The organism is Geothrix sp. PMB-07 (genome assembly GCF_030758935.1).
Classification (GTDB): domain Bacteria; phylum Acidobacteriota; class Holophagae; order Holophagales; family Holophagaceae; genus Geothrix.
This window is the reverse complement of the sequence record NZ_CP132333.1, coordinates 3,985,120-4,004,525: the sequence shown is the minus strand read 5'-3', so window position 1 is coordinate 4,004,525 and position 19,406 is coordinate 3,985,120. Positions and strand designations below refer to the sequence as shown.

General features: G+C 66.4%; 19 protein-coding genes. 6 read left to right on the top strand and 13 right to left on the bottom strand.

Translation table 11 applies throughout. The annotated features are described in order from the left end of the window. Window positions 1–120: 120 nt before the first annotated feature. Complete coding sequence (gene purH, locus Q9293_RS17565; protein WP_306248760.1) at window positions 121–1,665, bottom strand: bifunctional phosphoribosylaminoimidazolecarboxamide formyltransferase/IMP cyclohydrolase; 1,545 nt, start codon at window positions 1,663–1,665, stop codon at window positions 121–123. A 114-nt stretch (window positions 1,666–1,779) separates the two neighbouring features. Between purH and Q9293_RS17560 the strand changes: the two genes are divergently transcribed. Then, window positions 1,780–2,118 carry a hypothetical protein gene (locus Q9293_RS17560; protein WP_306248758.1) on the top strand — a complete coding sequence of 113 codons (339 nt, stop codon included), beginning with the start codon at window positions 1,780–1,782 and terminating at the stop codon, window positions 2,116–2,118. Between the two features lie 68 nt (window positions 2,119–2,186). Then, window positions 2,187–3,635, top strand: coding sequence for a 2Fe-2S iron-sulfur cluster-binding protein (locus Q9293_RS17555; protein ID WP_306248756.1), 1,449 nt, complete (start codon window positions 2,187–2,189; stop codon window positions 3,633–3,635). A gap of 336 nt (window positions 3,636–3,971) precedes the next feature. Here the strand turns inward: Q9293_RS17555 and Q9293_RS17550 are convergent, their stop codons facing one another. Together Q9293_RS17550 and Q9293_RS17545 are read right to left on the bottom strand one after the other, a co-directional pair. Next, window positions 3,972–4,214, bottom strand: coding sequence for a metallophosphoesterase (locus Q9293_RS17550; RefSeq protein WP_306248754.1), 243 nt, complete (start codon window positions 4,212–4,214; stop codon window positions 3,972–3,974). 152 nt (window positions 4,215–4,366) lie between these two features. Beyond that, entirely contained in the window at window positions 4,367–5,353 is a 987-nt protein-coding gene (locus Q9293_RS17545) for a quinone oxidoreductase (RefSeq protein ID WP_306248752.1), read from the bottom strand. Between the two features lie 127 nt (window positions 5,354–5,480). Between Q9293_RS17545 and Q9293_RS17540 the strand changes: the two genes are divergently transcribed. Then, window positions 5,481–5,789 (top strand): ArsR/SmtB family transcription factor, encoded by a 309-nt coding sequence (locus Q9293_RS17540; protein WP_372342227.1) that lies wholly within the window; start codon window positions 5,481–5,483, stop codon window positions 5,787–5,789. Between the two features lie 132 nt (window positions 5,790–5,921). Here the strand turns inward: Q9293_RS17540 and Q9293_RS17535 are convergent, their stop codons facing one another. The 5 genes from Q9293_RS17535 to efp form a co-directional block, all read right to left on the bottom strand. Continuing rightward, complete coding sequence (locus Q9293_RS17535) at window positions 5,922–6,683, bottom strand: hypothetical protein (RefSeq protein ID WP_306248748.1); 762 nt, start codon at window positions 6,681–6,683, stop codon at window positions 5,922–5,924. Between the two features lie 60 nt (window positions 6,684–6,743). Continuing rightward, window positions 6,744–7,709 carry a lysophospholipid acyltransferase family protein gene (locus Q9293_RS17530; protein ID WP_306248746.1) on the bottom strand — a complete coding sequence of 322 codons (966 nt, stop codon included), beginning with the start codon at window positions 7,707–7,709 and terminating at the stop codon, window positions 6,744–6,746. A 3-nt stretch (window positions 7,710–7,712) separates the two neighbouring features. Continuing rightward, a complete protein-coding gene (locus tag Q9293_RS17525; protein ID WP_306248744.1) occupies window positions 7,713–9,422 on the bottom strand; it encodes a sensor histidine kinase in 1,710 nt (569 codons plus the stop codon). Window positions 9,423–9,513: 91 nt separating this feature from the next. Further along, a complete protein-coding gene (gene rsgA / locus Q9293_RS17520; protein ID WP_306248742.1) occupies window positions 9,514–10,650 on the bottom strand; it encodes a ribosome small subunit-dependent GTPase A in 1,137 nt (378 codons plus the stop codon). Between the two features lie 146 nt (window positions 10,651–10,796). Then, complete coding sequence (efp, locus tag Q9293_RS17515; protein ID WP_306248741.1) at window positions 10,797–11,372, bottom strand: elongation factor P; 576 nt, start codon at window positions 11,370–11,372, stop codon at window positions 10,797–10,799. A gap of 74 nt (window positions 11,373–11,446) precedes the next feature. On the opposite strand from efp, the gene Q9293_RS17510 reads away from it, so the two are divergent. Further along, window positions 11,447–12,673 (top strand): serine/threonine-protein kinase, encoded by a 1,227-nt coding sequence (locus Q9293_RS17510; RefSeq protein WP_306248740.1) that lies wholly within the window; start codon window positions 11,447–11,449, stop codon window positions 12,671–12,673. A gap of 12 nt (window positions 12,674–12,685) precedes the next feature. On the opposite strand, the gene Q9293_RS17505 is transcribed toward Q9293_RS17510, so the two are convergent. After that, window positions 12,686–14,014: a CPBP family intramembrane glutamic endopeptidase gene (locus Q9293_RS17505; RefSeq protein ID WP_306248739.1), complete on the bottom strand. Its 1,329-nt coding sequence runs from the start codon at window positions 14,012–14,014 to the stop codon at window positions 12,686–12,688. Between the two features lie 19 nt (window positions 14,015–14,033). After that, window positions 14,034–14,402 carry a thiol-disulfide oxidoreductase DCC family protein gene (locus Q9293_RS17500; protein WP_306248736.1) on the bottom strand — a complete coding sequence of 123 codons (369 nt, stop codon included), beginning with the start codon at window positions 14,400–14,402 and terminating at the stop codon, window positions 14,034–14,036. 51 nt (window positions 14,403–14,453) lie between these two features. Here Q9293_RS17500 and Q9293_RS17495 point away from each other — a divergent pair, with 51 nt between their 5' ends. Both Q9293_RS17495 and Q9293_RS17490 read left to right on the top strand, forming a co-directional pair. Beyond that, the gene (locus Q9293_RS17495) at window positions 14,454–14,849 is read left to right on the top strand and encodes a thioesterase family protein (RefSeq protein ID WP_306248734.1); all 396 of its coding nucleotides are present in this window, start codon (window positions 14,454–14,456) and stop codon (window positions 14,847–14,849) included. Next, complete coding sequence (locus tag Q9293_RS17490) at window positions 14,849–15,598, top strand: hypothetical protein (RefSeq protein ID WP_306248732.1); 750 nt, start codon at window positions 14,849–14,851, stop codon at window positions 15,596–15,598. Before Q9293_RS17495 ends, Q9293_RS17490 begins: the two co-directional genes overlap by 1 nt. Window positions 15,599–15,600: 2 nt before the next feature. On the opposite strand, the gene Q9293_RS17485 is transcribed toward Q9293_RS17490, so the two are convergent. The 3 genes from Q9293_RS17485 to Q9293_RS17475 form a co-directional block, all read right to left on the bottom strand. Beyond that, window positions 15,601–16,929, bottom strand: coding sequence for a class II 3-deoxy-7-phosphoheptulonate synthase (locus tag Q9293_RS17485; protein ID WP_306248730.1), 1,329 nt, complete (start codon window positions 16,927–16,929; stop codon window positions 15,601–15,603). Between the two features lie 74 nt (window positions 16,930–17,003). Then, entirely contained in the window at window positions 17,004–17,789 is a 786-nt protein-coding gene (locus tag Q9293_RS17480; protein WP_306248728.1) for a response regulator transcription factor, read from the bottom strand. Beyond that, window positions 17,786–19,360: a HAMP domain-containing sensor histidine kinase gene (locus tag Q9293_RS17475; protein ID WP_306248726.1), complete on the bottom strand. Its 1,575-nt coding sequence runs from the start codon at window positions 19,358–19,360 to the stop codon at window positions 17,786–17,788. The genes Q9293_RS17480 and Q9293_RS17475 overlap by 4 nt, the downstream gene beginning before the upstream one ends. Window positions 19,361–19,406: the final 46 nt, after the last annotated feature.

Here is a 19,406-nt window from a genome sequence, read left to right as displayed (position 1 = left end):
CGTGCCGCGCGCGGGGGCTCCGGGGGGAGGCTCCATGTCCATGAACCCGTGAGGGTGAGTGGGCGCAACGCAAGGTGTTGCATGACATGGAGGCGCGTAGCGCGGAACCCCCGGACATCATCAGTGCCGGAAGTGTCTCATGCCGGTGAAGAACAGCCACACGCCCAGCTTCTGGGCCGCTTCGATCACTTCCTTGTCGCGCAGGCTGCCGCCGGGCTCCACGAAGGCGGAGACGCCATGGCGGGCGGCCACTTCCAGGCCATCGGCGAAGGGGAAGAAGGCATCGCTGCCCAGGGCGGCGCCGCGGGCGCGGTCACCGGCCTTGCGGCAAGCGATCTCCACGGAATCCACGCGGCTCATCTGGCCCGCGCCGATGCCCACGGTGGCGCCATCCTTCACCAGCACGATGGCGTTGGACTTCACGGCCTTGGCCACCCGCTGGGCGAGCACCAGATCCTCGGTGCGGGGCTTGGGGCCGGTGCCGGTGGCCTTGACCTCCCAAGACTCAAAGGGTGCGAAGGCGTCGTCAGCACGCTGCACCAGGTAGCCGCCCCCGATGGAACGGGTATCCAGTCCCTCGGCGCTCTGGGGCCACTGATCGGGGGTCTGCAGGATGCGCAGCTGTTTCTTGGCGGCGAACACCTCCAGGGCCTCGCCAGTGAAGGAGGGTGCCAGGATCACTTCCCAGAAATTCTGGGCCATGACATGGGCCACTTCCACGCCCACGGGGCGGTTGAAGGCCACGATGCCGCCGAAGGCGCTGAGGGGATCGCCGGCCTGGGCGCGCATGAAGGCTTCCAGGGCATGGGGCCCCTGGCCCACACCGCAGGGGTTGTTGTGCTTGACGATGACGCAGGCCGGGGCCGGGAACTGCCAGACCAGGCGGGCGCAGGCATCAGCATCCAGCAGGTTGTTGAAGCTCAGCTCCTTGCCCTGGTGCTGGATGCAGGAGGCCATGCCCTCGGTGCGGCGCCCGGGCTCCACGTAGAAGGCGGCGGGCTGATGGGGGTTCTCCCCGTAGCGCAGGCCCTGCTTCTGGACGAGGTTCAGGCTGAGGTGGTGGGGCAGGTCGGGGGTGGCCTGGGAGGTGAGCTCCCGCTCCATCCAGCCGGAAATGGCGGCGTCGTAGGCGGCGGTGCGGCGGAAGGCCTCCAGGGCGCATCGACGCCGGTCCTCCAGACTCCAGGAGCCGGACTGCAGCTTCTCAAGGAAGGGGGCGTACTGGTCGGGCGAGGTCAGCACCGTCACGGAAGCATGGTTCTTGGAGGCGCTGCGGATCATGCTGGGGCCTCCGATGTCGATCTGTTCGATGGCTTCGGCGGTGGTGGTTCCTTCCCGAGCAACGGTGGCTTCGAAGGGGTAGAGGTTGATCACGACCAGGTCGATGGGCTCGATGCCCTGGGCTTTGGCGTCGGACACATGGTCGGCCAGGTCCCGCCGGAAGAGCAGGCCGCCGTGGATGCGGGGGTGGAGGGTCTTCACCCGGCCATCGAAACATTCCGGGGCGCCGGTGTAGGCGGCCACCTCCATGGCCTCGAACTTGGCCTCCTGCAGGGTGCGCAGGGTGCCGCCCGTGGCCAGCAGCCGCCAGCCCTGGGCCAGCAGGCCCTCCGCCAGGGGGATGAGCCCCGTCTTGTCATACACCGAGATCAATGCCGTCGGCATGCGCGCCCCCTGAACCCTCGATTTTCCCATGCCCCAAGGGCTTTCGGAAGGGCAGGATGTCCAGGTTTGGGTTCCCGGCGGCCCGGGCCGAAGAGGGGAGGGTCGGAGGTCAGGATGGAAGTCCAGGTCGAAGTCCAGTTCACGGTCCAGCACACCCTGGAGCAGTTGAAGGCCGAGTTCGTGAAGCGGGGCCACATTCCCGACTGGCACACACCGGAGGATGGCGGCGCGCCGGACCTGTTCTTCGAGACCCGCCAGGTGAGCCTCACCCTGTCCTCGGAAAAGGACCGCCTGGCCTGGTTCGTCTTCTCGCTGGAGGCCACGGGGGAGCTGCGGCGGCGGGTGATCATCCCCAATGTGATTCCGGCCACGGTGAACGTGGATATTCCCGATCTTGAGGATTTCCTCGACTTCTGCCGCCGCTGCATGGTGGGCGCGGTGGGTGGGGCCTGACCCTGCGGGCTCCGGACCTTTGACCTTCCGCGCGGCAAGCCTCATCCTGATAAGCCTGGAGTGGGCCCATGCCGACGATCAAGATCAACGACGTTGAACTGAGCGTGAACCCCGGCACCCTGGTGCTGGATGCCTGCCGTACCGTGGGCATCGACATTCCTCATTACTGCTATCACCCGGCGCTGACGCCCGTGGCCACCTGCCGCATGTGCCTGGTGGACATCAAGGGCCAGCCCAAGCTCGCCACCAGCTGCACTACCACCGTGCCGTCCGCGCCCAAGGACAATCCGGACGCGGTGGTGATGGAGGTCTTCACCAACACGCCCGCGGTGGCCGATGCCCGCGCCGGCGTGATGGAGTTCCTGCTCATCAATCATCCCCTGGACTGCCCCATCTGCGACCAGGCCGGCGAATGCAAGCTCCAGGACTACTCCTACAGCTACGGTAGCGGCGATTCCCGCATGGGCGAGGTGAAGCGCCGCTACCGCTACGAGGATCTGGGCGCCAAGATCGTCATCGACAAGAACCGCTGCATCCACTGCACCCGCTGCGTGCGCTTCACCCGCGAGATCAGCGGGGGCGGCGAATTGACCGTGGCCTCCCGCGGCTCCCACCTCGAGGTGACCACCTTCACTGGCAAGAGCCTGGACCAGAACCCCTACGCGGGGAACGTGGTAGATCTCTGTCCCGTGGGCGCCCTGACCAGCCGCGACTTCCGCTTCAAGAAGCGGGTCTGGTACCTCAAGAGCGCGCCTTCCATCAGCCGCCATTCGGCCCTGGGCAACCCCATCTGGATCGACCACGAGGGCAACCAGATCCACCGCTTCCGCCCCCGGCCCCTGGAGGGCAAGGAGACCACCCACTTCATCAGCGACGAAGAACGGTACGCCTACAAGCGCTACAACCGCGAGGGGCAGGCCGCTGCGGCGCAGCTGAGAGGCGCTGAGGCCCCCCTGGAGGCCATCCGCGAGGCCCTGCAGTCTGCGGGTGCCACCGCGGTGATCGGCCAGGGCACCTTCGGCTGTGACACCGCCCAGCGTCTGGGAGAACTGGCCTCCTCGCCGGACCTCCGCTACGGCAGTGGCGACAAGACCATTCCCGTGCTGCTGCCCAAGTACCAGACCAGTGCCGATGGCATTCTCAACCGCCGTGGATTCACGGAACGCAGCTTCCGTTTCGGCGCGCTCGAAGAGCTCCTCGGCAAGATCCAGAAGGGCGAGGTCAAGGCGGTGGTGCTGCTGCACGACGCCGCGTTCACCAGCGAGAAGGAAACCGACCTGCTGGCGCAGATTCTCAAGGCCGCGACGTTCAGCCTGGCCCTGGAAGTTGACCCCTCGGCTCTGGGCCGCTCCGCCACGGCCTGGCTGCCCATCACCAGCTTTGCCGAGGAGAGCGACTTCATCATCAACCACGATGGCGAACTGCGCCGCTACCAGAAGGCGCTGCAGGCCCCCAAGGGCGTGCGCTCCGTTCCCGCCTGGGTGAAGGATCTGGCTGCCGTTCCCGCCACGGTTTAACCGGTGCGGAGCGCGTTGAACTGAATCTGCACCTTGCCACCAAGCACATGCGGGCGCCCAACGGCGCCCGCATGTGCTTGGTCTGGGCCTTGCAGGTTCTCGGAAATTTCAGGTGCCTACATGCACCTGAAATTTCTCTCGTTATTAGGTCTTTCGCCTAGAAATAGAATAAATGCTGTGAGTTGGTATTTGATTTCGCAACAAATCCGCAGATTCAATCCCATCGATGCGTCTAAAAGGACTCGGTGGAGCCAAGGTTTAGCCGCTAACTCTCAATGGAGGTACTGGCCTCCATGACAACCCTGCTTTCCAAATCCGGTAGATGACCCCAAGTGGTCAGTCTTCGGTCACAAGGCTGAGTGAGCTCGTTCGCAACGACGGCTGGTTGTGCACATGGCCCTCCATCAACAGGTCCACACCGTACTGCTCCAGCAGCGGGCTGAGGGGACGGATCCACCGGTTCTCGATGTGGGTACGGGCGGTCTGGAACAGGGGGTGATGCAGGGCCACGATACGCCAAACGGACTGCTTCGCTGCCCGCAGGTCAGCCACCATGGCGTCGTGGGCGCCCGCGATCACGGGCGCAGCCCCAGGCTTACCCTGCAAGCAGCAGGGCGCATGTGGGCCATTATCCCGAATGGGAAAGGGCGCCGGAGCGCCCTTTCGGTGACGGTTCGGAAACGCCGCTCAGTTCACGCCGACCTTCGCCAGGAGGCTGGTCCGCTGGGTCCTTAGGGCAACAGAATGAGGGCTCCTGTGGTGGCCCTGGATTCGAAAAGTGCATGGGCTTCCGCTGCTTCCTGAAGGGGCAGTCGCCGGTGGATGTGGGCCTTCAGCTTGCCCTCTGCATGCGCCGCGAACATCTCCTTGGCGGCAGATTGGAGGATGGCGTGGTCGGCCACGTGGTGGAAGATACTCGGCCGCTGGAGGGCCAGGGACCCACGCTTCGCCAGTTCAGCGGGGTCGAAGGTTGGCAGGGGGCCACTGCTTCGGCCATAGGAGACCAGGAGTCCAAAGGGCGCCAGGCTGTCGAGGGAAGATTCAAAGGTGTCTCGTCCGGTGGAATCAAATACCACGGCCGCCCCTGCTCTACCGGTGAGTTGGCGCACCTGGTTGGGAAGGGCGCTGTACGAATCTCCCCTGTGAACGACCAGGGTCGCTTCCGCCCCCTCCGCCTTGGCCAAAGCGGCCTTCTCATCGGTGCTTACGAGTCCGATGACTCGCACCCCTTCCGAAGTGAGCCAGCGGGTAAGCACCAACCCCACGCCACCGGCCGCGGCATGGACCAGGGCCCAGGCCCCCGGCTGAGGCCGCCAGACGCGGCGGACGAGCATGTGGGCCGTGAGCCCCTTGAACAGCAGGCCTGCAGCCTCATCATCAGAAATGGTTTCGGGTAAAGGTATCAGCCGACTGGCGGGGTGGTTCTTGGCCTCCGAGTAGGCGCCAGCGCCCCCATCCACATAGCCCACCCGTTGGCCCACCTGGAGGCCCGCAGTGTCAGATCCCAGCGCCTCGACTCGGCCAACCGCCTCAAACCCAGGATAGGCGGGCAGCGGAACGGGATAGGCCCCCGAGCGTTGGTAAGCGTCGATGTAGTTCACGCCGATGGCCCTGTGGCGCACCTTGGCTTCGCCAGGGCGCGGCTCTGGAAGTGGGGCTTCTTCCCAGCGAAGCACGTTCGGGGTTCCGATGGTGTGGAAGGAAATTCGGTGGTTCATGCGTGCTCCATTATTCGATAACAATCGAACAATAGAAAGATTGGTGCCAGAGGGAGTTCTGTCAATAGAAAGTTAAAAAACAATCGAACCATTTGACATGACCCACCCCCTCTGCCAACCTTCCTGCATGCGGACACCCCTTCAACCTGACCGCGACCAAATGGACCTCCACTCAGTCCTGTATGCTCTGAGCGACCCCACCCGACTAGAGATCGTCCGGCAGTTGGCCACGGAGAAAGAACGTGCCTGCGGCACCTTTGGACTGGGGGCCTCCAAAGCCACGCTAAGTCATCACTTCAAGGTGCTCCGAGAGGCCGGGCTCATCGAAATCCGGATGGAGGGCGTCTACCGTTACAACAGCCTGCGACGCCACGATCTGGATGCGCGTTTTCCAGGCTTGCTCAAAGCCATCTTGAAGGGCTTGGAGAATGGCTAGTCTCCTTCCGCTTCCCTGTGCGGATGCCCGATCACACCTTGCTTAACAAGAAACGCGGTATTTCCTGCAAAGTCCAGACCAAGCACATGCGGGCGCCCAACGGCGCCCGCATGTGCTTGGTGCTGGCTGTGGCTACTTCTTCACAACCTTGGCTTCTTCCACGATGAGGGGGTAGGTGTAGCCTGAGCCAAAATCCTTGTCCAGGCGCAGCACGCCTTTGATGGTGACCACGTCGCCCTTGGCGACGGTGTCCTGGGTGGTGACGGCGATGTCGTGGGTGCCCTTGGTGGTATCGCCGCTGCCATCCTGCAGGTGCAGCCAGTTCCGGCCCATGACGCCGGGGTTGTACTTCACCACCTTGCCGTGGATGGCGACGGTCTTCTCCTTCAGGCTGCCCTTCTTCGCCCAAAGATCGCCCACGGTCTGGGCATCGGGGCCAGAGGCCTTCTCGAGCTTGGTCACTTCCAGGGGCGCCGGTGGCGGAGTACCCATGGGGCTGGCTCCCGCCGCGGGCGCGGCTGGAGCGGCGGCGACCGTGCCACCGGCCGGGGCGAGGGTGCCGAAATACACTTCGGGGAAAGTGCGATTCAGGGTCTTGGATTCAAAGTTGTTCATGAGCATGGGGTTGGCGATGGTCACCTCGGTGCCCTTCTCGATCTTGGCTTCCGGCACCGCGGCCCACACGTCGCCGCGCACCGTCTGGATGCGCAGGTAGCAGTAGGGCGAGGCGTCGAGGCGCTCCAGCACCTTGCCGCTGAGGCCCTGGCCAGGCGCAGGGGCGCCCGCGGTGGGCAGCGCGCCAGTGGTGGGGGCGGCGACAACGGCATCAGACTTCTTGGACTGGCAGCCAATGGCCACCAGCAGGGCGAAGGAAAGGGGGAGGGCGCCGCGCATGGAAGACTCCTTGTGATGACCGGGAACAGACCGGGAAACCCTTAGCCTACGGCAAAAAATCTATGACTGGGGACAAGGCTGAGGAGCCTCCCGCGCGGGATCATCCCAGAATGGGTAGAAGCAGTACCACTGGCTGGGGTGTTGGCGGATCAGGGCCTCGAGGTCGGCCACGTACTCTCGCATGCCCGCCTCGATGGCCGCCATGCGATCGCCCCGTTCGCCCAGGATGTGGACCGGCTCGCCCAGCTGGGCGTGGAAGCGCCGGTTTTCGTCCGTGTAGAAGAAGCTGGTGATGATGGGGGCGCCGGTCATGGCGGCCAGCTCCCAGGGCCCCCGGGGGAAGGGGACCTCCCGACCGAAGAAGGGTATGGGCACACCGTTCAGGCTGAAATCACGATCGCCCTGCATGCCCACGAGGGCGCCTTCGCGCAAAAGCTTCACCAGAGGCAGCGTCGAGAAACCTACACCATCCACGGGAATGCCGACCACACCCCCCTGGGCGCGCATGCTTTCGCGCAGCCGCTCCACGGCCTCGAAGCGGTCGGGTTTGTAGACCGCATGCACCTTGAGGTTGCGCGCCCGCAGGAGGACACCGCCCAGTTCATAGTTGCCCGCGTGAGCGGTGAGCAGGATGGCGCCCCGGCCCTGGGCGAGGGCTCCGTCGAGGTGCTCCAGCCCTTGGATGCTGGCGAACTGGGCCAGCGCCTCTTCAGGGGCGCGCTGGCCGTAGTAGAAGAAGTCCACCCAGGCCCGGGCGTGCTGGCGCACCATGTCCCGGGCGGTGCGCTCCACCTGGGGGTGGGTGGGTTTCAGGCCCAGCACCCGAGCTGTGTTGCCCAGAATGGCCTCCAGGTACTTGGGGCGCAGATCCATGAAGGCGTTGGCGATCTGATCGGCGATGTCGTGGCCGCGCTCGCGCCGGGCGAAGGACCGGGCCGCGAAATGGAACAGCGGGAACAAGGTCCCGAAGACCGCGCCGTAGACGAGGCCCAGCAACTTGGATTCGGACTGCATGCGATCTTGCATGCTTCAGGCTAGCAGCGGCTCCTGGGGCAGCTCGATGAAGAAGGCCGTGCCGCGCCCCGGCTGGCTGCTCACCTCGATGCTGCCTCGGTTCAGGTGCACGAGGTTGCGCACCGTGGCGAGTCCCAGTCCCGTGCCCGTGCGCTTGGTGGTGAAGAAGGGTTCAAACAGGCGATCCTGGAGTTCCTGGGGCAGCCCCGGCCCGTTGTCACGCACCTCGATGCCCGCTCTGCCTCCGTGGGGAATGGCGGTGATCTTGATGTGCCCATCGGGGCCCATGGCATCCCGGGCGTTGGATACGAGGTTCTGGAGGATTTGTTCGAGGGACCCAGGATCCACGCAGACCTGCAACTGGGGCGGGGCGGTGATCTCCAGGCGCTGACCCGGTTGGAGCTGGGCGCCCAGCAGCGCGTGGTGGGCATGCAGCCAGTCGGGCAGACAGAAGGTGAGCGGTGCCACCTCCTGCCGGTGGTCGGAAGAGAGAATCCGGTGGGTCATGGCGATGGCCCGCTCCGATGTCTGCTGGAGCACGTCGACATCTTCCAATTGCTCGGGCGTGCAGGTCTCCCGGAGCAATCCCAGGCGGAGCCGCAGGATGCCCAGCAGGTTGTTGAGATCATGGGCGAGCCCCGCCGCCAGCCCCGCCATCATGCGCATGCGCAGATCGTTCATGGCTTCTCGGTGGTGGGCCTCCAATTCGCGGGTGCGTGCTTCCACCCGGGCTTCGAGGCTGTGGGAGAGCCGCTCGAGGTCGAGGATGAGGAGGCCGTGCCGCAACAGGAGGATGCCCATGAGGGCCAGGCCGAAGCCGAGCAGGGGCTTGGAGGGGACCGCCTGCGGCTGGAAGACGAGGATGGCGATGAGGCACAGCACCCAGAGCACCACCAGGGAGGGGATGAGGGCCCGGAGGGGCGAGGGCCGCGGTTTCGGCGGCACGGCGCTCTTGGCTGAGGCCGGGCTGAGCACGGCCATGGCCAGCAGGAAGATGGCGCCCTGGTGAAGCACCTCCGCGGCATGGCCCAGGTAGGTGCCGCGGTAGTGGCCGGTCACCCTCAGGGCCACCACCAGGGTGGAATGGAAAAGGAGCAAGACCAGGGCGCCACGGACGAAGGCTTTGGCCCGGGCCTGTTCGGGGAATTCGAGACGGGTTTCCCGCAGCAGCCACAGGGCAAGCAGCCCCAGGCACACGCTGATCTGCAGCAGGTAGATCAGCATCATGTCGCGGGACAGGGCCCCCACCTGACTCAAGGGACCCAAGACGATCCAGCCGACGGTGAACATGGAGAGAGAGAGCGCGAGGCCATCCAGGCTGGCCCGGATGCGGTCCCTGGGCATGCGCATCTGTTGGGGCCAGGTGAGGAACCCTATCCCGAGGGCCAGGAGGCTGAGGATGGAAATGGCGGGGCCAAGGATTCGAGCCTGGGGCCATCGCAACGCGGTGGGCAGGTAGCGCAGGCCGCCGAGGGCTGCGCCCAGGCCCAGAAGGCCGAAGGCGGCAGGGCCATGGCGCCGGGCCCGCCAGCAGGCCAATCCCGCCGTCCAGAAGGCCAGTGCCAGGACGCCCGAATAGTCCAGAAACTGCACGGCCAAGTGGCCTTCATACATCAGGGGCAGGATGGCGTTCGCCGCCAGCAGCACAAGCAGGCCCGCCACGACGACAGGGTTGGACCGCCAGATGGCCGTCCAGTCATCCCGTTCGTCGAGGCGATCCACCATGCTGCGAGTGTTCCCGGGCCCGGGAGGCGTGGCAATGCGGACCGGGGCCGTTCCCTGCAGTTGTAATGAATGTCACAGAGGCGATTCCCGTTTACCGCCAGACGTTCTGGTTGGGGTTGCGGTCATCCATCTCCTGCCACAGGCGTTGGAGGCTCTGAAGTCGTTCGGGATAATCCAGATTCAGGCGATCCAGGGTGGCGTCATCCTCGGGGTCGAAGGCCATGGGATCCTCCAGGACTTCCGGCGGAAACTCGGGGAACACGTGGGCCAGCAGGCTGCGGTCGAACCCGCGCACACTGAGGGTGCGGATCCCGGGCGTATCCACCAGGGTGCCTCCGGTGGCCAGAGGCAGCCAGCGGGCGGCGGTGGTGGTTTGCTTGCCCGTGCCGAATCGGGTGAGGCCGCCGGTTTTCAGGCTGATGTCGGGATGCAGGGCGTTCACCAGGGTGCTCTTCCCCACGCCGCTGTGGCCGAGCAGCACCACGACTTTCCCTTGCAGAAGGCCGATCAAGGGTTCCAGGCCTTCGCCCTTGAGGGCGGAGGTTTCGTGGATGGCCACCCCCTGCTCGCGAAGGGGATCCAGTTCCGGCAAGGTGTCCTTTTTCGAGGCGCGGTCCCGCTTGGTGACCAGCACGCGGAAGGTCAGGCCCGCATCCAGCGCCAGCACCTGGGCCCGTTCCAGCAGGCCCGGTCGCAGGGGCGGATCCACCACGGCGGCGCAGACCCAGAGTTCATCGGCATTGGCGCAGATGAGCTGCCAGGGCTCGCGGTCGTCGATGCCACCCCGCTTGAGCAGCGATTTGCGGGGCATCACCGCCACCACCTGGGCCTCGGGAGAGCCGCCATCGCCGCGCACCGGCGGGGGCGGCGGCGCGCTGGGATCGTCAGGCTCCACGGGCACGGCCGAGTACCGCACCCGGTCGCCGCAGACGAGGCGAACGCCCTTGAGCTTGCCGCCCAGGGTGGCCCGCATGAGGGCGCGATCTTCTGTCTCCAGATCCACCCACTGGCTGTGCCGCTGAATGAGGGTGGCCTCGGGCAGGTGCATCCAGGGACTGGCGTCGGGCAGGCGCAGGAGGGCCTCGGCATCATGGGCTTCGATGCCGGTTTCCAGCCGCTCCGCATGCCGCTGGCGCCGTTTGCTCTCCCCGCCCCGCTCCCGGGAGTAGGCCTCCCGGTGGTCCAGATCCTGGGCCTCCCGGCTTTGGCCGAGGCGGTATTTCTTCATCGTGCTTCACCACGGAGACACGGAGGGCACTGAGAAAAGCACACGGAGACAGAAAGGGCAAAACCTCCGCGAGAGGCCGAACGCGCTTTTGCTCCTGCTTTTCTCAGTGGAACCCTCCGTGTTCTCCGTGTCTCCGTGGTGGATCCCTAGGCCCGGCCGCCGAATTCGCCGGTCTCGGTGCTGACTTTCACCTTCTCGCCCTCTTTGATGAAGAGGGGCACCTTGATCTCGATGCCGGTCTCCAGCTTGGCGGGCTTGGTCACGTTGCCGCTGGCCGTGTCCCCGCGGGCGCCGGGCTCGGTGTAGGTCACTGCCAGCTCCACGGTGGTGGGCATCTGCAGGCCGATGGGGTTGCCATTGAACTTCTGGATCTGAACGATGAGGCCCTCCGTGAGGTAGTTCAGCGCATCCCCCATGAGGCTCTCACCCAGGGTGTGGGTCTCGTAGGTCTCCTGATCCATGAAGTGCGACCCGTCCCCATCGCTGTAGAGGTAGCTGGCGGGGGAAAGGACGAGGTCCGGCTCCTTGAACTTGTCCCCGGCCTTGAAGGTCTTGTCGAAGACAGCGCGGGTGAGGAGGTTCCGCATCTTGATGCGGACGAGGGTCTGGCCGCCCCGGGCTGTGGGGGTGGAGATTTCCACATCCAGGCAGTGGTACGGGGTGTCTTCCAGCTCGAAGAACATTTTGCGTTTGATCTCGATGGCTTCGAGAAGGGCTGCCATGGGGGCTCCGGAAAATCGAATCCTCCATTCTATCCCGACTGATCGGGGCGGTCTCCTGGTTAGAATTCCAGGGCATGGCAGATCCAAAGACCATCGGCAGGTACCAGGTCCTGCGCGCCATCGGCCAAGGCGGCATGGGGACGGTCTATCTGGCCGAGGATCCGCTGCTCAAGCGCCGCGTGGCCATCAAGGTGGTGCGGGTCACGGGCAACGCCCGGCACCAGGCCATGCTGCGGTTCCGCCGCGAAGCCGAGATCAGCGCCCAGCTGAACCACCCCAACCTGGTGACGATCTTCGATGTTGGCGTGGAGGAAGACCTGGGGCCCTTCCTGGCCATGGAGTACGTCGAGGGCAAGAGCCTGGCCAAGCACATCAAGGAAAAGAACCTTGATACAGAGACATCCGCCAAGGTGCTCATCCAGGCCATGCGGGCCCTGCGGGCGGCCCACCGCCGGGCCATCGTCCACCGGGACGTGAAGCCGGACAACATCCTCCTCAGCGAGGAAGGCCGGGCCAAACTCATGGATTTCGGCATCGCCCGTTCCATGGGCCATCTGGGCCAGAACCAGGACAACCCGCTGGATCCCCCCACCCCCCTGGGTGACATCGAGAGTGGCCCGGCCCAGACGCTGGCCCTGCGGCTGACGGTGACGGGTGATTTCCTGGGCTCACCGGCCTACGCCCCACCCGAAGTGCTGCGGGGCAGTGAAGGCACGCCCGCCTCGGACCGCTACAGCTTCGCCGCCACGGCCTTCGAGCTGCTCACGGGGGAACTGCCCCACCCCGGCAGTGGCCTGACCCAGATCATCATCCACATTCTTCAGGAGCCCGTCGCCTTCCCGGCGGACCTGCCGCCACGCCTCATCGCCGTGTTCCAGCGGGCCCTGTCGGTGGATCCCGATGACCGCTACACCACCCTCCCCGAATTCATGGAGGAGCTCATCGATGCTTTGCCCGGTCCTGCCCACATGCGGGCGCGGCTCTTCGCGGCTCTGGGCCAGGACGACGATGGCAGCAGCGTGTCCACGGCCCGCTTCCGGCTGCCGGTTCTGACGCCTCCTTCCGAAGACAGCGGGGCCCACGCGGCCCAAGTCCGCTCCCGGGAGAGCCAGCCCGTGAAGATCAAGCTGGCGGAAGATCCCGTGGAGAGCTACCTCGCCTCCCGGAAGCCCGCGCCGGAACCCCGGCCCGAAGGCACCGACTGGGTACCCATCATCAAGTGGGTGGGGCTGATCTTCCTGTTGTTGCAGCTCTTCTGGTGGTTGGCGCCGAACCTCTCCAAAGTGCAGATCAAACCCTAGCGATCCGGGGATTCAAGCGAAGGCCCGCATCAACAGGAAGAGGCAGCCATTCCAGCAGGCATGCAGCAGGATGGGCGTTCTCAGGCTGCCGGTCTGGCGCATGGCCAGGCCCAGAGCCCAGCCCAAGGTGCAGAGGGTGGGCAGGCCCGCGGGCTGAAGGTGCATGGCCCCGAAGAGCAGGGCGGAGACGAGCAGGGCCAGGGCCATTCCCTGTTTGCGGGCCAGGATGGGCAGCAGGAAGCCCCGGCAGAGCAGCTCCTCGAAGAAGGGGGCGAGTCCGGCCACCGTGAGGAAGAGGGCCAGAGTGGGCCCCAGGCCCGAGAGGCCCCGCAGCAGATCCTGGAGTTCCCGCTGGGCGCTCTGGCTGGGCTTCAGGATGGGGCTGGCGATCAGAGCCACCGCAATGACCAAGAAGACCGCCAGAGCGACGAAGGCGCCACCCCAGGCCAGATCGGGTCCGGTTCGCCCCGGCGTCAGGCGGCGCCAGAGGGTGGCGAAGGTGATGCCCTCGGCCTTGCAGATCAGCCCCACGCCGAACGCGGCCTGCATGAGATAGCCCAGCGGGAGGGCCACCCAGCGCAGAGAGGGCCACGGCGAGAGCAGCAGGGCCGCCAGGTTCCCCGACAGGAAGAAGGCCAGGAACCAGGTCAACAGCACCACCGCGGCGGCCCGGCCCGACATGGACCAGGAGGGGAGGGGCCGTGCTGGAGCCTTGTTGAGGGTGACCAGCAGGTAGATGCCCAGGGCCAAGCCCCCGGCAGCGAGGGCCAGTACCAAGCCGCTCAGAAGACCGAGTCCGACCACCCGGGTGCGGAGGGCGCTCCTGGCTTGGGTACGCAGGGCCTCGCCACCCCCTTCGCGGTCCCGGAGCCGGGCTTCCAGAAGGTCTGCCGCGTAGCCACCGCCCAGGCGGCGATGGATTTCCGTCCGGGTGGCCTGATCCGGCAGGGGGCCATCTCCGTAGGCGGCCAGCCAGGTCCGCAGGAAACGCTCCCCTGGCGCGCCGGCCGGAGTGGCCTCGGGCCTCCGGGCTTTGGGATCGTTCAATTCCGCCTTGAGCACCGCCAGCAGGGCCTGGTCCCAGGGTTCCTTCAACTGCCGCTCGGCCTTGGTCCACTGCGAGGCGGCGGTCGTTTGCCCTGTCAGGAGCCTCGGCCCGGCCAGCACCACTTCCATCAACCGGGCCGGGAGGCCAGCCCTTTCGAGGGGCCGTTTGGCGCTCAGTTGGCGGGCCCAGAGCGTGTAGGCCGAGGCCAGCAGTGCCAGGAGGGCCAGCATGGAAATGAGCGGATCCACCCAACTGCGGTCCGGGTGCCAGGCGGTTTGGGATTCTGCGTCCATGCCTTCAGGCTACTCCAGGCTAGGCGAAAGGCTGGCGGCCCGTGCGGCGGAACCGCCACGCCGCCCACCTCAGGTAGACGCGGTTCAGAAGGCCGGTCAGTCCGGGAATGGCCAGGAGCGGGGAAACCCACCGCCAGCCCGGCAGGCGAAGGGCGATGGGACGCAACAGATCGGCGCCGGCGCGGATCTCCCGGGTGGCCATGTCCAATCCGTGGATTTCCCGTTCTACAGGCTTGCCGCCCAGCTCCGGCGCCAGGCTCAGCAGCTCGGGATCGCGCACGGAGAGGATGAGGAGCAGGCCCTGGCGGTCGCGGCGGGCCAGCCACAGCGCCATGCGGCAGCAGAGGGTGCAGGCTGGATCGTAGGCGAGGATCAGGGGAGCGGGCATCCGGCGCATCATGGCATGGGTTGCGGGTATGTTGGAACATCCGGAGGCTCCATGCCCTTTTCCCATCCCATCGAGGTGCGGTTCAGCGATCTGGACGCCATGGGCCACGTGAACAATGCCGTGGTGGTGAGCTACATGGAGCAGGCGCGCTTTCAGTGGTGGCGTAGCTTCCTGGGCGGCCGGAAATTCCAGGAGGAGGGCTTCCTCATCGTCCGGGCGGAAGTCGACTACCGCATGCCCATCCTGCTGGGGGACGAAGTGCACGTCGAACTGTCCTGCTCCAAGACAGGCAACAGTTCCTTTGAACTGAGCTACCGCATCACCAAGGGACTGGGCGGCGAGCTCTTCGCCGAAGGAAAAACGGTGCAGGTGATGCTGGACTTCGCCACCCACCGGCCTCGGCCCCTGGCCTCGGCGACGCGGGAGTGGCTGGAGGCGCAGGCCTGATGCTGCTGGGAACGGCGGTCTGGGCTGAGGGCCCCATCGAACGCCGCGCCCTCGTGGCGCGGTTGGCCTCGGGCCGTCTGGCGGACTTGAACCGCATCGAGGCGGTGCGCCTGCGCAAGCTGGGTGAGGGTGATCCTGAGCGGATGGCGGAAGCGCTGGTTCCGGCCAGCCTGCGCCGGGTGCTGGAGGGCGGGCCCAGGGCGCTGGCCCGGGCCCGGCAGGCGGCGGCCTATGCCGAGAAATGGGAGCGGCGCGGCACGCTGCCGGCAACCCTGGCCCCCCCTCCTGAATTGGTGCAGTTGCTGCCCTGCCTGCCCCGGCCCCTGCGCCTGCGCCGTTCGGATGGGCAGGGCCTGGATCGCCTGGGCCTGCGGGGGCCCGGGGCTGAGCTGTCGGCGCCGCCCCAACCCTGCCTGGCGGTGCTGGGGCTGGCCGGCGGAACCTTTGGTGGCTTCTGCCTGGCCCTGGAAGACGGGGGTAGCGCGGTACTGGGCGCCTGGATGTCGGACGAATGGCCCACCGGCAGCCTGGAACTGAAGGCCGGGGCCGTTCGCCGCAGCGTGCCGCTGAGGGCCTGGGAGGGCCTGGAGCTGCCTCCCTTGCACGCAGGCGAAGTGCTGCTGCTGCCCCCGCCCAGACTGAAGGCCCTGCCGGAACTGGCGGCGGGGGCGGAGCTGCTGCTCACGGTGGGGTTCGAGCAAATGACGCTCCGGTTGGGGCCTGAGGGCGTCCATCCCACGGTGCAGTAAACCTAACCCCGCATCATCTCCGCGATGAGGAAGGCCATCTCCAGGCTTTGGGTGGCGTTGAGCCGCGGGTCGCAGCCGGTTTCGTAGGCCTTGGCCAGATCCTCTTCGGAGAGCCCTTCGGTGCCGCCAGTGCATTCAGTGACGGCTTGCCCCGTGAGTTCGATGTGCACGCCGCCCAGGTGGGAACCGTGGGTGCGATGGATCTCGAAGGCCTGGCGCAGCTCCGAGAGGATGGCGCTGAATTCGCGCGTCTTTAGACCGGTGGCGCTTTCGGTGCCGTTGCCGTGCATGGGATCGCAGCTCCAGAGCACGGGGTGATCTGTGGCCTGCACCGCCTGGAGCAGGGGCGGCAGCGCGGCCTGGATCTTGGTGGCGCCGAAGCGCGAGATGAGCGTGATGCGGCCGGGCTCGCGGTCTGGATCGAGCCGGTGCAGGAGCTCGATCAGGTGCTCGGGTGAGGCGCTGGGGCCCACCTTCACGCCGATGGGGTTGCGGATGCCGCGCAGGTACTCGATGTGGGCACCATCGAGCTGGCGGGTACGCTCGCCCACCCAGAGGGTATGGGCCCCCAGGTTGTAGTAGCTGCTGTCTTCGCCGATCCAGCGGGTGAGCGCCTCTTCGTAGGGCAGCAGCAGGGCCTCGTGGCTGGTGAAGAAGTCAATGCGCTCAAGCACATCCCGCTGGACGCCGCCGAGGGCTTCCAGGAAATCCAGGGATTCGCGAACCTGGTCGAGGGTGCGGCGGTAGGCGGGTACTTCGCCGCTGCCACCGGGCAGCTCCCAGCGCTCGGGGTGATGCAGGTCGGCAAAGCCGCCCGCCGTGAGGGCCCGCAGGTGGTTGAGGGTGGCGGAGGCGTGGAAGTAGGCCTCCAGCATGCGGCCCGGATCGGGACGGCGGCTGGCATCGTCTGCATGAAGGCCATTGACGAGGTCGCCTCGGTAGCTGGGGAATTCCCGTCCACGGATGGTCTCGGTGGGTTTGCTGCGGGGCTTGGCGAACTGGCCGGCGATACGGCCCACGCGCACCACGGGCTTGCGGCCACCATGGGTGAGGGCGACCGACATCTGCAGCAGCACGCGCAGCTTGCCCTCGATGGATTCGGGGGTGCAATCCTTGAACTGTTCGGCGCAGTCGCCGCCCTGCAGGAGGAAGCGGCGCCCCGTGGCGGCTTCGGCCAGCAGGTGCCGGAGACGGACCACCTCCTCGGGCACCACCAGGGGCGGCAGGCGGCGCAACCGCGCCAGGAAGCCTTCCAGTTCGGAGGGGTTGTCGTAGACCGGCTGCTGTTGGGCCGGAAAGCGCTGCCAGCTGTGGGGATTCCAGGACGTCATGCCCCATTCTGGCCTGGAACCAAGACTGAGGCGAATCCGGGGGTGTGCGCGAAGCGCGGAACCCCCGGAGAGAGCTACTTCACCTCGGGCTCCACGGCGGTGATCCAGCGGTAGCCCTCACCGCCCACGGTGGCGATCCAGGGCGCGCCCTGGTCTTCCCCCAGTTTTCGGCGCAAGTTGGCGATGTGGACATCCACCGTTCGCGCACTGGGCCGGGCATCCGGCTCCCAGGCCAGCTGCAGCAGTTCCTTGCGGCTGTGGGTGCGGCCCGCGTGGCTGATGAGGATCTCCAGCAGGCGGAATTCCCGGGGGGTCAGCTCCAGCATCTGGCCATCCCGCTGTGCCTCCAGCCGAGGCAGGTCGAAGCAGAAGGGGCCCGAGCGCAGGCGGACGGGGCGATCCATGGGCCGCGAGCGGCGCAGGATGGCTTTCACCCGGGCGACGAGTTCCAGCACCGAGAAGGGTTTCACCATGTAGTCGTCGGCGCCCAGGCTGAGGCCGCGGACCCGGTCCATCTCCTCGCCTCTGGCCGTGAGCATGAGCACGGGCACCTCATCCTTGCTGTCCCGCAGGGTACGAAGCACCTCGAAGCCATCCATCTGGGGCAGCATCAGGTCGAGGACGATGAGATCGGCCCGATGGGCCCGGTGGGCGGCCAAGGCGGGCAAGCCGTCCAAGGCCGCCTCCACGGAGTAGCCTTCGAAGGTCAGATTGTTCACGAGCAGTTGGCAGAGGGACGGCTCGTCCTCCACCACGAGGATGTGGGTCACGGCGTCTCGCTCAAGGATCGGCTTGTTCACCATGGCGATGTTGGCCGGGGATGACAAGCCGGAAATCGGCTGCAGCGCAGACGTGTTCATGCCGACGGCACCTCGAGGAGGGCGGAAAACCCCTCGCCAGGAGCCGAGGCGAAGCTGAGGCCCCAGCCTTCCTGGTTTGCCACCTGGATGAGCAGGCTCAGGCCAAGGCCTTGACCGTCTCGCTGGAACCCTTCCTTCCCCCGCTCGCGGATGCGCAGAAAGGGCTTGCCCAGGGCTTTGACTTGGTGCGGCTGCAGTCCCTCGCCCTCATCGGTCACCTGGATGCAGAATCGGCGACGGTTCCGCCAGGTTTCCAGGGTGACCCGGCCCCGGCCATGGCCCAGGGCGTTCTCCAGCAGGGTGAGGACGGCGGCGCGCAGGGAGGGAAGCGGTGCATGGCCGGCCTCCGGAGCCAGGCGCAGTTCCAACTCGCGCTGTTCCAGCTCGAAGGCAGGCTGCAGGTCTTCCACCACCTCCTGGAACCAGGCCCGGGTGGCCTGTCCCCGGGGGCCCGAGGGCCCTTGGCCGCGCATGACCTTGAGGCTGCTTTCGATGAGGGTGGTGAGGTGATCCACCTCCTCCCCGATCTTCAGCAATTCCTCGTCGGCGCGATCAGGGCTGAGTCGGCCCAGGCGCAGGGAATCGCAGCGGAACTTCAGGATGGCCAGGGGGGTTTTGAGGCTGTGGGTCATGGCCGCCATGCGATCAGCGTCCAGCACGGCCCGCCGCCGCGACCGGTAGCGGATCCAGAGGCCCAGGGCGATGGCCAAGCCCACCACCACGGAGATGGTGTTGGCGATGCGTTCCCGAAGCTGCAGGTCGGCACGGTAGACCCGCTCCTGTTCTTCGAAGGCAATGGCTCCAAGGCTCCAGCCGTTGCCAAAGGCATTGGTTTTGACCACGCAGTTGAGGCGATAGTAGACTAGGCGGGCCGGGTCGGCCTGAATGTGGGGTTTGCGCCCCCATTCCAGCATCTCCAAGTCATCGCGCTTTTCATCGTCCTCGCGGAGGAGCCCCATCCTGCAATTGGGGGAAGGGGTCATGGCCATGCTGAGCGCCTGCTCGACGGTCGGTGAGCCGGGTTCCCAGCGCTTGAGCACCAGCCATCGGTCGGAGAGCAGGACGACGGTGGCGATCCTGCCGAAATCCGGATCCTGGTCTTTGGGCGGATTCCATTCAAACCGCTGGGCCATCTCCGCATGGGCAAGCCATCCGAGGTAGAGCTGGGCCTGCGGTGAATCCCCGGGGTGGATCAAGTGTTCGCCTTGGCGCAGCCAGAGCCGTCGGCCCTCGAAGCGGTCAAGCAGGGCCACCACCAGAGGTTGGCTCTCCAGGAAATGGCGCACATCCGGTTCGGTGCCGGTTTTGACGGTCTGAAGCATGGGGAGCGTCTTCCAGTGCCGCTCCACGATTTCGAAATCGCCCCAATGGCTGTCCATGAAGGCTTGGCGCGAATTGAGGACATGCTCCCGGATGTAGATGGTGGGAGCCACCGCCAGCAGGGCTGCCGTGACGAGGCCCGCGAGGCCCAGCATGATGAGGGCACCCCGCTGCTCCAGTCGAAGCCAACGGCCCGGCCCCTGGGCGCCAGGGTGGAGGATCCGATAGCGGGAGGTGCGGTGGCGGTACATGCGGGCTCGGTGTAAGGGCTCCGGCCAGCTTAGCGCTGTCTTCCCT

Bases quoted from the DNA above. Each gene is read 5' to 3' on its own strand.
- purH (WP_306248760.1), bottom strand. From the start codon at position 1,665: ATGCCGACGGCATTGATCTCGGTGTATGACAAGACGGGGCTCATCCCC.
- Q9293_RS17560 (WP_306248758.1), top strand. From the start codon at position 1,780: ATGGAAGTCCAGGTCGAAGTCCAGTTCACGGTCCAGCACACCCTGGAG.
- Q9293_RS17555 (WP_306248756.1), top strand. From the start codon at position 2,187: ATGCCGACGATCAAGATCAACGACGTTGAACTGAGCGTGAACCCCGGC.
- Q9293_RS17545 (WP_306248752.1), bottom strand. From the start codon at position 5,353: ATGAACCACCGAATTTCCTTCCACACCATCGGAACCCCGAACGTGCTT.
- Q9293_RS17540 (WP_372342227.1), top strand. From the start codon at position 5,481: ATGCGGACACCCCTTCAACCTGACCGCGACCAAATGGACCTCCACTCA.
- Q9293_RS17535 (WP_306248748.1), bottom strand. From the start codon at position 6,683: ATGCGCGGCGCCCTCCCCCTTTCCTTCGCCCTGCTGGTGGCCATTGGC.
- Q9293_RS17530 (WP_306248746.1), bottom strand. From the start codon at position 7,709: ATGCAAGATCGCATGCAGTCCGAATCCAAGTTGCTGGGCCTCGTCTAC.
- Q9293_RS17525 (WP_306248744.1), bottom strand. From the start codon at position 9,422: ATGGTGGATCGCCTCGACGAACGGGATGACTGGACGGCCATCTGGCGG.
- rsgA (WP_306248742.1), bottom strand. From the start codon at position 10,650: ATGAAGAAATACCGCCTCGGCCAAAGCCGGGAGGCCCAGGATCTGGAC.
- efp (WP_306248741.1), bottom strand. From the start codon at position 11,372: ATGGCAGCCCTTCTCGAAGCCATCGAGATCAAACGCAAAATGTTCTTC.
- Q9293_RS17510 (WP_306248740.1), top strand. From the start codon at position 11,447: ATGGCAGATCCAAAGACCATCGGCAGGTACCAGGTCCTGCGCGCCATC.
- Q9293_RS17505 (WP_306248739.1), bottom strand. From the start codon at position 14,014: ATGGACGCAGAATCCCAAACCGCCTGGCACCCGGACCGCAGTTGGGTG.
- Q9293_RS17500 (WP_306248736.1), bottom strand. From the start codon at position 14,402: ATGCCCGCTCCCCTGATCCTCGCCTACGATCCAGCCTGCACCCTCTGC.
- Q9293_RS17495 (WP_306248734.1), top strand. From the start codon at position 14,454: ATGCCCTTTTCCCATCCCATCGAGGTGCGGTTCAGCGATCTGGACGCC.
- Q9293_RS17490 (WP_306248732.1), top strand. From the start codon at position 14,849: ATGCTGCTGGGAACGGCGGTCTGGGCTGAGGGCCCCATCGAACGCCGC.
- Q9293_RS17485 (WP_306248730.1), bottom strand. From the start codon at position 16,929: ATGACGTCCTGGAATCCCCACAGCTGGCAGCGCTTTCCGGCCCAACAG.
- Q9293_RS17480 (WP_306248728.1), bottom strand. From the start codon at position 17,789: ATGAACACGTCTGCGCTGCAGCCGATTTCCGGCTTGTCATCCCCGGCC.
- Q9293_RS17475 (WP_306248726.1), bottom strand. From the start codon at position 19,360: ATGTACCGCCACCGCACCTCCCGCTATCGGATCCTCCACCCTGGCGCC.